This is a genomic window from Nitrosovibrio sp. Nv6, assembly GCF_900110495.1.
Taxonomy (GTDB): Bacteria; Pseudomonadota; Gammaproteobacteria; order Burkholderiales; family Nitrosomonadaceae; genus Nitrosospira.
Window position 1 is genome coordinate 58297 of the sequence record NZ_FODX01000003.1, and the last position, 13533, is coordinate 71829.

Annotated in this window: 15 protein-coding genes and 1 tRNA gene; 12 read left to right on the top strand and 4 right to left on the bottom strand. The window is 52.7% G+C overall.

The window, feature by feature from the left end:
• Nucleotides 1–178 precede the first annotated feature (178 nt).
• On the top strand, nt 179–358 hold the full coding sequence (locus BMX66_RS08985; RefSeq protein WP_090881284.1) for a Trm112 family protein: 180 nt from the start codon (nt 179–181) through the stop codon (nt 356–358).
• An 82-nt stretch (nt 359–440) separates the two neighbouring features.
• On the top strand, nt 441–1394 hold the full coding sequence (locus BMX66_RS08990; RefSeq protein ID WP_090881288.1) for an ADP-ribosylglycohydrolase family protein: 954 nt from the start codon (nt 441–443) through the stop codon (nt 1392–1394).
• 92 nt (nt 1395–1486) lie between these two features.
• Here BMX66_RS08990 and BMX66_RS08995 read toward each other — a convergent pair whose 3' ends face one another.
• A complete protein-coding gene (locus tag BMX66_RS08995; RefSeq protein ID WP_090881291.1) occupies nt 1487–1714 on the bottom strand; it encodes a sulfurtransferase TusA family protein in 228 nt (75 codons plus the stop codon).
• A gap of 351 nt (nt 1715–2065) precedes the next feature.
• Between BMX66_RS08995 and argJ the strand changes: the two genes are divergently transcribed.
• Nucleotides 2066–3304 (top strand): bifunctional glutamate N-acetyltransferase/amino-acid acetyltransferase ArgJ, encoded by a 1239-nt coding sequence (gene argJ / locus BMX66_RS09000; protein WP_090881294.1) that lies wholly within the window; start codon nt 2066–2068, stop codon nt 3302–3304.
• A gap of 152 nt (nt 3305–3456) precedes the next feature.
• Here argJ and BMX66_RS09005 read toward each other — a convergent pair whose 3' ends face one another.
• Nucleotides 3457–3987 carry a CREC-EF hand family protein gene (locus BMX66_RS09005; protein ID WP_235001325.1) on the bottom strand — a complete coding sequence of 177 codons (531 nt, stop codon included), beginning with the start codon at nt 3985–3987 and terminating at the stop codon, nt 3457–3459.
• 397 nt (nt 3988–4384) lie between these two features.
• Here BMX66_RS09005 and BMX66_RS09010 point away from each other — a divergent pair, with 397 nt between their 5' ends.
• Both BMX66_RS09010 and BMX66_RS09015 read left to right on the top strand, forming a co-directional pair.
• Nucleotides 4385–5290 carry an ATP-binding protein gene (locus tag BMX66_RS09010; protein ID WP_090881297.1) on the top strand — a complete coding sequence of 302 codons (906 nt, stop codon included), beginning with the start codon at nt 4385–4387 and terminating at the stop codon, nt 5288–5290.
• Nucleotides 5291–5305: 15 nt separating this feature from the next.
• Entirely contained in the window at nt 5306–6256 is a 951-nt protein-coding gene (locus BMX66_RS09015) for a Nudix family hydrolase (protein ID WP_090881300.1), read from the top strand.
• Between the two features lie 20 nt (nt 6257–6276).
• Here BMX66_RS09015 and yacG read toward each other — a convergent pair whose 3' ends face one another.
• Nucleotides 6277–6474, bottom strand: a complete 198-nt coding sequence (yacG, locus tag BMX66_RS09020; protein WP_177168773.1) for a DNA gyrase inhibitor YacG — start codon at nt 6472–6474, stop codon at nt 6277–6279.
• A 439-nt stretch (nt 6475–6913) separates the two neighbouring features.
• Here yacG and petA point away from each other — a divergent pair, with 439 nt between their 5' ends.
• From petA to BMX66_RS09050, 6 genes are all read left to right on the top strand, one after another.
• On the top strand, nt 6914–7519 hold the full coding sequence (gene petA, locus BMX66_RS09025) for a ubiquinol-cytochrome c reductase iron-sulfur subunit (protein ID WP_090881306.1): 606 nt from the start codon (nt 6914–6916) through the stop codon (nt 7517–7519).
• Nucleotides 7520–8767: a cytochrome b gene (locus tag BMX66_RS09030; protein ID WP_090881309.1), complete on the top strand. Its 1248-nt coding sequence runs from the start codon at nt 7520–7522 to the stop codon at nt 8765–8767. It abuts the gene before it with no gap.
• The gene (locus BMX66_RS09035; protein ID WP_090881312.1) at nt 8764–9501 is read left to right on the top strand and encodes a cytochrome c1; all 738 of its coding nucleotides are present in this window, start codon (nt 8764–8766) and stop codon (nt 9499–9501) included. Before BMX66_RS09030 ends, BMX66_RS09035 begins: the two co-directional genes overlap by 4 nt.
• Before the next feature lie 55 nt (nt 9502–9556).
• Nucleotides 9557–10156 (top strand): glutathione S-transferase N-terminal domain-containing protein, encoded by a 600-nt coding sequence (locus BMX66_RS09040; RefSeq protein WP_090881315.1) that lies wholly within the window; start codon nt 9557–9559, stop codon nt 10154–10156.
• On the top strand, nt 10153–10578 hold the full coding sequence (locus BMX66_RS09045) for a ClpXP protease specificity-enhancing factor (protein ID WP_090881318.1): 426 nt from the start codon (nt 10153–10155) through the stop codon (nt 10576–10578). The genes BMX66_RS09040 and BMX66_RS09045 overlap by 4 nt, the downstream gene beginning before the upstream one ends.
• A 69-nt stretch (nt 10579–10647) precedes the next feature.
• Nucleotides 10648–10723: transfer RNA gene (locus BMX66_RS09050), tRNA-Thr, on the top strand.
• A 222-nt stretch (nt 10724–10945) separates the two neighbouring features.
• Here BMX66_RS09050 and BMX66_RS09055 read toward each other — a convergent pair.
• Nucleotides 10946–11950 carry an SDR family oxidoreductase gene (locus tag BMX66_RS09055; protein WP_090881321.1) on the bottom strand — a complete coding sequence of 335 codons (1005 nt, stop codon included), beginning with the start codon at nt 11948–11950 and terminating at the stop codon, nt 10946–10948.
• A gap of 390 nt (nt 11951–12340) precedes the next feature.
• On the opposite strand from BMX66_RS09055, the gene BMX66_RS09060 reads away from it, so the two are divergent.
• Complete coding sequence (locus BMX66_RS09060) at nt 12341–13354, top strand: IS110 family RNA-guided transposase (protein ID WP_090881324.1); 1014 nt, start codon at nt 12341–12343, stop codon at nt 13352–13354.
• Nucleotides 13355–13533 lie beyond the last annotated feature (179 nt).

Sequence of the window (13533 nt, forward strand, 5' to 3'; positions counted from 1 at the left end):
TGCGGGGCGAAGTACAACAATTCTGTAACCGCGGGAAGCAAGCGATAGAATGGAGGCATGGGAAGCAAATTCTGCGCTTACGGGAGTTACATCAGCGGTTTGCATCATAATGTCTGCTGCCGGTTTGCGCGAAGCAGGACTATGGATTGAAATAACGTATAAAAGCTGAGGAAAACTTATGGATTCGAAATTGCTCGATATTTTGGTGTGCCCCCTGTGCAAGGCGCCGCTACTTTACAGGAAATCCGAAAATGAACTGATCTGCAAGGGGGATCGGCTGGCTTTCCCAATCCGGGATGGTATTCCCGTAATGCTGGAAGACGAAGCGCGAAGGCTGCCAGTGGAAGAAGAAATTTAGTCTCAAAAGCAGTTTCGTAAAAGTATTTGACCAGGTAATGTAAACCAACTGACTGCCTCTGCGGCAGGAAAGGAATTTGAAAATGAAGAACGCAAATACCGCTGCCGTTCTTGGCGCACTTGTCGCCGATTCCGCCGCGCTGGGTCTGCATTGGCTTTACGATCAAACGCGCATTGCAGAGATTGAAGCAGTCAAAGGATTAGCTTTTCTTCAGCCCGAGGCAGTCCACTATGCTGAAAAAAGAGGCTACCTCGCGCATGGTCGAAAAGCGCCCGGTGAGTCCACCGGCTATGGTGAGGTTTGCTTATTGATGCTGAAGCACCTGGCAAAGCACGGCAACTTCAACCGCATTGAGTATCAGACCGAATACCGCGCACACTTTGGGCCTGGTGGAGAATTTATCGGTTACATCGACTCCCCTACCCGCCTGACATTGCGCAAATTGCTGTTCCTTGAACCCGCCGAGTTTCCAGCCGTATCAGGCGCGGATGACGACCAGCATCCGGCTCTGTCAGCGCTTCCGGCACTCGTCGCAACGCATGGCGGGACCTTGGAAGACCTGATGAAGCGTACCGAGGAAGTGGTGCGCGTGACAAATAACAATGAACTGGCAGTCGCCGCTGCACAATGTTCCTCCGCGGCATTGTTCAAGCTGCTGAACGGCATTCCCATGACGCAGGCTTTGACGGATGCATTGCCATTTGCGGGAAACACGCTTCAACCGCTGCTGGAACAGGCCTTGGCCATGCCAAAACTGGATGGCGTTGCGGCTGCCGAGCGTTTTGGCCTTGCTTGTCATGTCACGGAAGGCTTGCCGGTTATTTTTCATATTGCGCAACAAGCAACCGACTATCGTACGGCAGTCGAATCCAATATACGTGCCGGGGGAGATAGCTGCGGCCGCGCAATCATGCTGGGCGCGATGGCCGCCGCACATAGAGCGATGCAGGACAATTCTGAATTTCCTGTTCCGCTATCGTGGTTGGGACGATACCGGAATCTGGCCGCAGCTGCCGACGCATGCACAGCGCTTTGATTATATCCTCGTCTACCAGAGCGCCCCGGCTTCAGACTTGCATACCGCAGATTCGATCACTTTAAGCATCGCGGGCCAGAGACCATGATCCATCATTTCTTCTTCATGTAAAACGTGAATTCTCCAGCTGCTTCCAACAAAGAGAGCAACTCGTTGCCCGTCTGATCGGCAAAGACCTGAAAGTCGATCACCGAGCCGGGATCGGTCGCCATAATTTTCAATACTTGCCCGGTCGTCATGTCCATCAGGGATTTTTTGGTGCGCAGAATAGGCAAGGGACAGTTCAAGCCCCGCACGTCCAGCTCTTTATCGCAATTCATGGGTTTTCCTCCCATTCCTGATCAATGCGCAGTTATCATGTCTGCCGCGAATGCGGCAAGTGAATTTCCGGAATGGATTTATATCCTGCAAGAAACTCAAACAGGAAACTGACAAGCAACTATTTATTGCAGAGCGAAGAATTGTGTCTGTTACGTTAATGTTGATAGTCATCGGGCCTGAAAAATGAGGAAAATCGGCGGAGGATATTAAAGATGAGTTAGCATATTGTGCTATTTCTATTTCCATCGCATGTCCTTTCGAGTTCAAAGGCAACGGTGAAAGATAATACCATCATGCTGTTTTGATTGAGACCCATTACAGGTCCTTAAATTATTACCGGTTGCATTATTATGCCAGTCAACTTCACACCTCCACTACCCGAGCAACTGCTGCCAATAAAAGGCGTCGCCCTGGGCACTGCCGAAGCTGGCATAAAAAAACCGGACCGCAAGGACCTGCTTGTGATCACTTTGGATGAATGTACAAAGGTCGCCGGCGTTTTTACACGAAACGATTTCTGTGCCGCGCCCGTAATAGTCGCTAAAGAACATCTTTTGAGTCTCAACTCGTTATGTTCAATCCGTGCATTGGTGGTGAATACCGGTAATGCCAATGCAGGCACAGGCGAAGGAGGAATTACGAGCGCTCGCGCTACTTGCGCCGAACTGGCGCGATTGCTCGGTTGTAACACCCACCAGGTGCTGCCATTTTCGACCGGGGTGATTATGGAACCCCTTCCGCTGGAAAGGATTATTGCCGGGTTACCCGCAGCGGTAGCCGACCTCAAGACGGATAACTGGTTTGCTGCCTCGCAGGCAATCATGACAACCGATATCGTATCCAAGGCGGCATCGAAGCAGGTTTCTCTCAATGGCGCAACCGCGACCATTACCGGCATTGCCAAGGGCTCGGGGATGATTCATCCAAATATGGCGACAATGTTGAGTTATATCGCAACCGATGCCGCCTTGAGTCAGCCGCTGCTGGAAGAAATCGTGCGATACGCAGCAGAAAATTCGTTTAACCGCATCACAGTGGACGGCGATACGTCAACGAATGACGCTTTCATTGTGATCGGAACGGGCCGTGCCGGCAATTCAGCAATCACGGATAACGAAAGCGCTGAATTTGCCCAGCTGCGAGATGCAATAACCGAGGTTGCGGCGCAGCTTGCACAAGCTATCATACGCGACGGGGAAGGCGCGACCAAGTTCATCACCATACAGGTCGAAGGCGGCAAGACACGGGATGAATGCCTTAAGGTTGCGTACGCCATTGCACATTCACCGCTGGTTAAAACCGCTTTTTTCGCATCTGATCCAAATCTTGGCCGAATACTCGCAGCCATTGGTTATGCGGGCATAGAGAGGCTTGATGTCAACAGATTGCGACTCTATCTGGATAATGTGCTGGTCGCAGAAAAGGGTGGCAGGGCTGAGGGCTACCTGGAACAGGATGGCCAGCGGGTGATGAAGCAACCTGAAATCACCGTGCGCGTCGTCCTGAACAGAGGGCACGCATCCACCACAGTTTGGACATGTGATCTGTCCTACGATTACGTGAAGATTAATGCGGATTACCGAAGCTAACCCAAGGAACCTTCAGCAGGACACCCGGAAGCGCTATAAGCAGCAAACGCAACAGCAGCGGTTGCGAGTTGCGCACCAACGCGCAACTCGCCTGATTCAACACAAGGCCCAGCTTATTAAATCAGTTGGCGCAACCGCTGACCAGTGTTTTCTTACTGACCCATGGGCCTCATGTGAGGCAGGTCGCGATCTACTGTTTCGCCCGCTCCGTATTCGCGCTCACGATACACGTCCACGCCGCCACGATCACCACGATCACCCGAACCATATCTGTCACCGGACCGATGCCGGTCGCCGTGGCCATGCTTCTTTCTCATCTTGCTTGCCTCGTCCTTATCGATATACCCATCCATATTGGTATCCATCCGTTCGAACATTGTTTCAGCATGGCGCGCATGTTCATCCTTGCTGACTCGACCATCATTGTCGGTATCCGCCATGGACATTCCACATCGGCCCTCGCCGTACTTCTTGTCGCCCTTCTTTTCGCCGTACCCATCCTTCTTGTCGCCATATGGGTCCTTGTCGTGATAATGAGACTCGGCCACCATGTAACCTTTATCCAGGGATTGCGCAGTGAAGGGGTTCTCGGCCGCGGACGCAATCGATGCAGTACCGAAGGTTGCGGCAACAGCGGATCCTATGGCGAGAGAAATAATTGATTTTTTACTGGGCATATTCATGATGTCTTCTCCTAAATGTTTTGCTTCATTTAAAGGAAACCTCCGGGAAAGCACGCACTAACCAATCGCCGCGTCCCAACAAAGATTCTATCTTCCTTGTTTCTATTTATTACAGTCTGTTACGATAGGAACCCAAACCGCAGCACCTCGCATACGCTTAACGTAACACGCCAAATTGTGACGTTTTCAGCTGAGCGGTTCCGTTCGATAGCACACATAATGACGCGCACTTGGGCGCTACCAATCCAGGCTCTGTAGTCATCGCCGCTAATAGCAGAGGATCGAAAAGGCGAAACACCGATAGGAATAAACTGTATTGCCGGGGCGATGCGATTACCAGCGCAGGCCTTTATGGTCGGCCTCCGTTTGTTGCAATACGATATTAGAATGGGTACTCATGAAAGATTGGGACAAGCTATATGATCGCACCGAAACATTACTTTCCCGTATGGAGGAGTTGCTCGCGGTTGGCCAGCCCGAGCCTGACTGGAACGCAGCTAAAGCTTTCCGCTGGCGAAAAAGCGGCGGTACCGGCTTTATTCAGCCTGTCATCCACGCTCATCACATTGCGTTCGACGCCTTGCAGGGTATCGAACGGCAAAAAAAACTCATAGATCAGAATACGCATCAGTTTGTACGAGGCCATCCCGCCAACAATGTGCTACTTACGGGCGCGCGTGGAACAGGAAAGTCATCGTTAGTGAAGGCAATGCTGAACAAGTATGCGGCAATGGGACTACGTTTAATAGAAGTGGAAAAGCATCATCTCACCGATTTGCACGACATCGTCGAAAAGATACACCGGCGTCCGGAACGCTTCATTCTGTATTGTGACGACCTCTCGTTCGAGGCTGGCGAGCCTGGCTACAAGGCATTAAAGGTAGTACTCGACGGTTCCATCGCCACGGCTTCTGAAAACGTCCTTGTCTATGCGACTTCCAATCGCCGCCATCTGATACCCGAATCCATGCGGGACAATCTGGACGCAAGGCATATAGGAGAAGAAATCCACCCCAGTGAAGCGGTCGAGGAAAAAATTTCGTTATCGGAACGTTTCGGACTGTGGGTATCGTTCTACCCATTCGATCAGGAGCAATACCTGACTATTCTTGAGCATTGGCTGACCTATTTCGGTTTGGAAAAAACGGCTCCTTCAATACGTGAAGCGGCGCTGCAGTGGGCGCTGGCACGCGGATCCCGAAGCGGACGCGTAGCGTGGCAGTTTGCACGAGACTGGGCGGGAAAACAGAAAACAGATGGAACGGATGGAATAGACGGGAAAAAGTGGCAATGGGAGCCGTAAATAATTCCGTTCGGCATGTTTCATCCCTCCGACATCGTTGAAGTCGCTGCCGGGGTCATCACCCGGCCCGACGGCGCTTTTCTTCTGGCGCGCCGGCCCCAAGGCAAGCCCTATGCGGGCTACTGGGAGTTTCCGGGCGGGAAGGTGACCCCCGATGAGCCACTGCTACATGCGCTCAGACGCGAGTTGCTGGAAGAACTGGGTATATATGTCGAGCATGCCTATCCCTGGATCACTCGCACGTTTACCTATCCGCACGCCACCGTACGCCTCTGCTTTTATCGTGTCGTAGAATGGCATGGCGATCCACAGCCTTGTGAAGACCAAGAGTTGTCATGGCAATTTGCAAACAATACCGGCGTTGAACCGATGCTGCCGGCGAACGCACCTGTCTTGCGCGCACTCGATCTGCCACCGATCTACGGAATTACCAATGCCGCGGAATGGGGAGCGAATGTTGCACTGGCCCGGATCGAACGCGCATTGCAAAAAGGGCTACGCCTTGTGCAGATACGAGAGAAAGAGATGGCAAGGAAAGAATTACATGATTTTACAAGTGAAGTAATTACCCTTGCTCATCGTCACGGTGCGAGGGTATTGGTGAACGGCGATGTTGGCAACATCGGCTTCTGCCGCGAAGCGGACGCGGACGGAATACATTTTCCATCAACACAGCTGATGAATCTGGTGAAGCGCCCGGATATCGAATGGTGCGGGGCATCCTGTCACAATGCGGAAGAGCTTTTTCGAGCCCAGCAGCTGCGCATGGATTTTATCGTGCTGGCTCCCGTGCTGCCGACATTGAGTCATCCCGGATCTACTCCATTGGGCTGGCAGAAATTTGCCGCGCTCACTCGTGGCTGCTCCATACCCGTGTATGCGCTAGGCGGGTTGCAGCCATGCGATTTAACCACAGCATGGGATCACGGCGGACACGGCATAGCACTGATGCGAGGTATTACCTGAGGAACGTCTGGATAGACTGCCTATTTCTCATCATCTCTTAATGGATCGTTCCCCTGGCTTTCCGTATTCTTTTCGGTAGGGATGCGGTAGGATTCCGTGGCCCATTGGCCCAGGTCGATCAGCTTGCAGCGCTCCGAACAAAAAGGGCGGTACCGATTGCTGATATCCCAGACGATAATCTTGCCGCATTGCGGGCAGTTAACGAGCGTTTTCTTCATAGTCATGAACTCAAAACATGTATTGTTGGACCAGCCGCGCGCAATAAATGTTCACCCGACGTTTGCTTGTTGCTGTCGATCGGCTACATCGGTGGATCAGTTACAGCAACGCATTTCTGATATCCGTTCGGTAATCTTCCCTAAATGGCCGCTGCGCTCGCCGTGAGATTCTCCCCGAGTAAAAATATTATAAATGGTATATGAATCAAGCCAGGCTCGAACCATCTAGCGCGAAAAAAAGAACCAAAATCCAACGACGCAGCAAGAAAGTGCGGTCGCAGCGCGTTGATGGATAAAGAGCGATCTGTAGCGGATTTTACCGTCCAATCAACAAGTTTTTACAATGCGTATTTATTTTCCAATACGTACTATGGTAAAATGGTTAAGTTTTTTATGAGTTTTTTTAGAGGTCCGAACTGAAAAACGGGACTGCAAAAATATGGCAGATATTGGGGAAAAACAAGAAATGAACAGCAGGAGGCGCTTTCTCCTCGTCGCAACTTCGATTGCGGGCGGGATCGCAACTGCTGCGGTGGCAACTCCTTTTGTATTAAGCATGATGCCCAGCGAACGCGCAAAGGCGGCTGGTGCACCGGTCGAGGTCGACATTACCAAACTTGAACCAGGTATGCTGCTTCTGGTGGAATGGCGTGGCAAGGTAGTGTGGGTACTGAACCGTACTCCGGATATGCTGGCCAATCTGAAGAAGCTTGACAGCCAGGTAGCTGATCCCAAGTCGGAAAAAGACCAGCAACCCGCCTATGCAAAGAACGAAACGCGTTCCATCAAGCCGGCAATTCTCGTAGTGGAAGGTGTCTGCACCCACCTCGGCTGCTCTCCCGTGTATCGCAAGGATATCGCTCCTGCGGATCTCGGCGCCGACTGGCTGGGCGGTTTTTTCTGCCCCTGTCACGGTTCCAAGTTCGATCTGGCCGGCCGCGTTTACAAAAGCGTTCCGGCGCCAACGAATCTGGTCGTCCCTCCCCATACGTATTTAAGCGATACCACGCTATTGATCGGGTCTGATCGTAAGGAGACCGCATAAATGAGCAAACGATTGGAGTCCATGATCGGTTGGATAGACGCGCGTTTTCCGTTAACCGCTAACTGGAGGGCCCATCTCAGCGAGTATTACGCACCGAAGAATTTCAACTTCTGGTATTACTTCGGTTCGCTTGCCATGCTTGTCCTGGTGAATCAGCTTCTCACCGGTATTTTTCTCACCATGAACTACAAGCCGGACGCGAGCATGGCATTCGCCTCGGTGGAATACATCATGCGGGATGTGAATTTCGGCTGGCTGATCCGCTACATGCATTCCACTGGCGCATCCATGTTCTTTGTGGTCGTCTACCTGCATATGTTCCGCGGCATGATGTACGGCTCATATCGCAAGCCGCGCGAACTTCTCTGGCTTATCGGCATGGGTATCTTCTTCGTCCTGATGATGCTGGCGTTTACTGGTTATATCCTCCCCTGGGGGCAGATGTCCTATTGGGGCGCGCAGGTGATCATTAGTATGATCGGTGCAATTCCGGTAGTAGGCGAAACGCTCTCGAACTGGCTTCTCGGCGACTTCATGCTGTCGGACGCCGCGCTGAATCGCTTTTTTGCCTATCACGTCGTCACTCTGCCCGTCTTGCTGGTGGTGCTGGTGGTGGTGCATATATTGGCATTGCATGAAGTCGGCTCGAATAACCCGGACGGGATTGAAATCAAGGCAAACAAGGATCCGGTGACGCATATTCCGGTGGATGGCATCCCTTTCCATCCCTACTATTCCGTGAAGGATATTTTTGGCGTGGTCGTGTTCCTGATGCTGTTCACCGGGATCATATTTTTCGCCCCGGAAATGGGGGGCTATTTCCTTGAGTACAACAATTTCGTTCCCGCCAATACACTGCAAACACCCGACCATATCGCTCCGGTCTGGTACTTCACTCCGTACTACTCGATGCTGAGGGCGGTCACCGTTAATTTTCTCTGGATAGATGCAAAACTCTGGGGTATCGTACTGATGGGCGGTTCGGTCGCAATCTTCGCCCTGCTGCCCTGGCTGGACCGCAGTCCCGTAAAATCGATCCGCTACAAGGGGCCGATTTTCAAGTTTGCCCTCACACTCTTTGTCATTAGTGTCTTTGTGCTTGGCTACCTCGGCACGAAATCGCCTACCCCTCTCTACACGTTACTCGCGCAGATATTCACGGTGGTCTACTTTGCCTTCTTCATTCTCATGCCGTGGTACAGCAAGATAGACAAAACCAAGCCTGAACCAACCAGGGTGACAGAATGAGAAAAATAACGAGTATCTTATTAGTCTTTTGCCTGGCTCCGCTTGTCGCGTTTGCCAGCGGCTCGGACGTGAAGCTGGATCATGCACAGATCCATCCCAGCGACAAACTTTCGCTGCAACGCGGCGCACAGACCTTTGTCAACTATTGCCTGTCGTGCCATAGCGCGGAATATATGCGATACAACCGGCTGAGAGATATCGGACTCACGGAGAATCAGATCAGCGATAACCTGATATTCACCGGACAGAAAGTAGGTGAACTGATGACTGTCGCCATGAAGACTAAAGACGCCAAGCAATGGTTGGGCGTAGCCCCCCCTGATCTGTCGGTAATCGCGCGTTCGCGCGGTCCCGACTGGCTCTACACATATCTCAGGAAGTTTTATCGTGATGAATCCACAGCTACCGGCTGGAATAATCTCGTATTCGACAAAGCTGCCATGCCTCATGTGCTATATCAGTTGCAGGGCGAGCAATCACTCATGGTGAAGAATGTCGACGATGGCCATGGCGGCACGCATGAGGTAAAGGAACTGAAACTCGACAAGCCTGGCACGCTCTCAAAAACAGAGTATGACGCATATGTTACTGATCTTGTTAACTTCCTGGTTTATCTGGGTGAGCCGGCCGCCACTAAACGGGTACAATTGGGAATTATTGTAATGCTTTTCCTGTTTGCCATGCTGGGACTGACCTATGCACTGAAACAGGAATACTGGAAGGACGTCCATTGATTATTTCTCATCTGCTACAAAGTGTTCCGCCCATATACGCTGAAAGTAACAAGTCATGATGACATTGTATTCAGCCACTACCTGTCCGTTCAGCCACCGCTGCCGTATCGTGCTGTACGAGAAGGGTATGGATTTTCAGATCATCGATGTGGATCTGCATAACAGGCCGGAAGACCTTGCGGTAATGAGTCCGTATGGCAGGGTGCCAGTGCTGGTAGAGCGTGATCTCATCCTCTACGAGTCCAATATCATCAATGAATATATCGATGACCGTTTTCCTCATCCCCAGTTGATGCCCGCGGACCCGGTAATGCGTGCCCGCGCACGGCTATTTCTGCATCGCTTTGAGCAAGAGCTTTTTTGCCATATTGATGCGGTCGAGCACGGAAATCAGAAGGCTGCGGATAAGGCGCGCGCAGCCATTCGTGATAACCTGACGGTGATTGCGCCTGTATTTGTCAAACAGAAATACATGCTGGGGGATGAATTTTCCATGCTCGATGTGGCCATTGCGCCCCTGCTTTGGCGGCTGGATCACTATGGTATCCAGCTACCCAAACAGGCCGCACCGCTATTGAAATTCGCCGAACGGCTGTTCAGCAGGCCTGCATTCATCGACGCACTCACCGCCTCCGAGAAGGCGATGCGCAAATGAAAGAGCTTTCCACCAAGCCGTATTTGATTCGCGCCATCTACGAATGGTGTTCCGATAGCGGCTTTACGCCCTATCTATCCGTTAAAGTAGATGCCCAGACTCGCGTACCAGATGAATTTGTAAAAGATGGCGAGATTCTGCTCAACATCAGCCATGATGCCGCACATCATCTTACGCTCGGTAACGATGTAATCCAGTTCTCCGCCCGATTTAGCGGCGTCTCGCGCGAAATTTCAGTGCCAGTGAACGCAGTCCAGGGAATATTTGCCAAGGAAACGACACAAGGCATCCTCTTCGCACTTGAGGGTGAAAGCGATAAAGGCCAGGCGGAAAACAGTATTGAAGAATCTGGTAAACCACAACTGTCAACACAAAGCTCATCATCTGCAGGTGTAAAACGCCGCTTTCAGGTCATCAAATAGAATTCTGATCACTTTGCAGCACCTTCACGGTTTGCTCCCCCGCTTCCCAACCTCTATAATTGCACCCGCGCCGGCATAGCTCAGTTGGTAGAGCAGCTGATTTGTAATCAGAAGGTCCCGAGTTCGACTCTTGGTGTCGGCACCATATACAGTGACTTATATTTTAAATTCTTTCCATTACTGTATAAGTCAATTCAGATTTAATCATCCGAAGTGCTTTTCCCGATGGCAGTTTGGGCACAAGGCGATGGCGTTGGCTACCGCAGAATAATGGTGTCTGACCCCATTTCCTTGCCCTGAGGAGCCTTAGCCCAATCCTCGTGATGCAGGAAAACACCATCCGCTTCTGATAATGTCCGCCGTGGTGCTAGGGTTGTCCTTCCCCGCCCGAGGCACCCCACACTTGTCCGGTTGCGTAGCTTGATTCCTGCGAGGCAAGCAAGACGTACAGAGGACCTAGCTCAGCAGGTTGGCCGGGCCGGCCAAGCGGAGTATCTTTGCCGAACCGGCTGAGATCTGCCCATCCGGTCGTTTGCATCGGCGTCCAGAATGGTCCCGGCGCCACCGCGTTTACCCGTATACCCTGCTGGGCTACCTGCTTCGCCAGCGATTTTGTGAAAGCAACGATGCACGCCTTCGTCTGCGCGTAATCGAGAAACGCCTCGGATGGAGTGTAAGCCTCGACGGAACTCGTATTGATTATCGCCGCGCCGGGCTTTAGGTGCGGCATGGCAGCCCTGGTGATCCAGAACATCGCATAAACGTTGCATTTGAATATCGAGTCGAACTGCTCGGTCGTGAGATCGACGATCGAGGGCTGCGCGGCCTGCATGGCCGCATTGTTGACAAGGATGTCCAGTCCGCCCAGATCCCGGATCGCGGTGGTGACGAGGCGGGAGCAAAAACCCTCGTCCCGGATGTCACCGGGGATCGCGACCGCCTTTCGCCCTTCTGCCCGGACCAGTTCCACGACCTCCCGCGCGTCGGGCTCCTCAACAGGAAGATAGTTGATCGCGACATCGGCGCCTTCACGCGCAAAGGCGATAACGGCGGCGCGGCCAATGCCGGAATCGCCGCCGGTCACGAGTGCCTTTCTACCCACCAGCCGGCCCGAGCCCTTGTAGGTTGTTTCGCCATGGTCTGGCCGCGGTATCATCTTGATCGCAAGGCCGGGTGGCTCCTGTTTCTGCGGGGGGAAGGGGGGACGCGGGTATTGAGTCGTCGGGTCCTGTTTGCTGGATCCTTGTAGCGAACCGGCGGGACCGCTTTCTTGCTGCCCGAAGGCCGGGGAGACGAATGCCGCGGCAAGGCCAGCCGTCATGCCGCCAACAAACTGGCGCCGTGAGGCGCTGGCGTCGTCTTCTGGTTTCATACCTGTACTCCTATGAAAATTGCTGAGGTAGTTTCCAATCAGAGATTCTCGTCAGTCCGGCGATCGAACTCGAAGCGCAGCCGGGAGCGGTCTCGCCAAGAACCGGTGTACGAACAGGGCCACCAAAACAAGCAATAGTTGTCGGGATGCGGGGAACATATGATTTCGCTTTTCATATATTCCATCCGTGCGTTAAATCACATTAGAGGCAAGTATGTAATAGTGTAATAGGGGCAAACTGAGCTAACCCGGCTTTTCCTCGCATGTACGGGCAGTCTCGGAAGATGGGAAAAACCATGGTCTGAGAATCATCTAGCCGACCTCCCGCCGCAGGCTGCGGTGGAGTAAAAAGCAAGGTGCGAACTTTGTAATTTACTCAAGGAGGCCGAAATGAGATTCTGTGGCATAGACCTGCATTCCAACAATAGCGTAGTAGTGATTACGGATGAAATGGACAAGGTTCTCGCCAGTCGACGCTGCCCGAACGATCTGAGCAGGATTGTTGCGGTACTGGAACCGCACAAGGCCGAACTGGCGGGGGTGGTAGTCGAATCCACCTACAACTGGTACTGGCTGGTCGATGGATGGATGGCGGCAGGCTATGAGGTCAAGCTGGCCAACACCGTTGCCATGAAGCGCTACGATGGGCTCAAGCACAGTGGTGACGAGGATGATGCTGCCCATCTGGCCCACCTGCTACGGCTGGGCATTCTGCCCACCGGATATATTCATCCGCCATCCGAGCGGGGGCTGCGGGATTTGGCGCGCAAGCGTATCCAACTGGTGCGCTCGCGCACACAGCATGTACTGGCGGTCGAAAACATCCTGGCGCGGGAACTGGGCGCAACCCTGTCGAGTAACGCAATCAAGCGACTGAGGATTGAACAGGTCGATACGTTGAGGTTATCTGCCGATGTGGCGCTGGCGGTAAAGTCGAATGTGGCCGTCATCGAGGTACTCAACCGGGAAATCGAACGATTGGAAGTCTGCTTACTGGAAAGTGCCAAATTGCGTCCCGAGTATGCATTGCTCAAGAGCATTCCCGGCATCGGTGAAGTATTGGCAATTGTGATCATGCTGGAGACGGGCGATATCAGCCGTTTTGCGCAGGTTGGCAATTTTGCTTCATACGCCCGCTGTGTAGACAGTGCCCATTATTCCAACAGCAAGAAAAAAGGCGCAGGCAACACCAAAAACGGCAATGCCTACCTGGTGTGGGCTTTCATTGAAGCAGCCAACCTTGCCCGGCGTTTCAGTGATGAGGCCAGACGCTTCTTTGACAAGAAGAAAACCAAAACCAACAGCGTGGTGGCCACCAAGGCGCTGGCACACAAGCTGGCGCGGGCGAGCTACCACATCCTGAAGGAGAAACAGCCGTTTGACGTGAAGCGCTGTTTTGCCTGATGAGGTTAAAGGTGACAGCAGGTCAGCCAGCAATGGGGACTGGATGCGAGCCAGCGAGTCTGAATGGAGACCTGCTGCCACCGCCTGAGTGTTGTACTCCGGGTCGTCTGCCGGGGTGAGCCAGTTGGGGACTGGACGCTTAAAAGCGAGCCACAGGTCTGTGATCATTGCCCGGACAC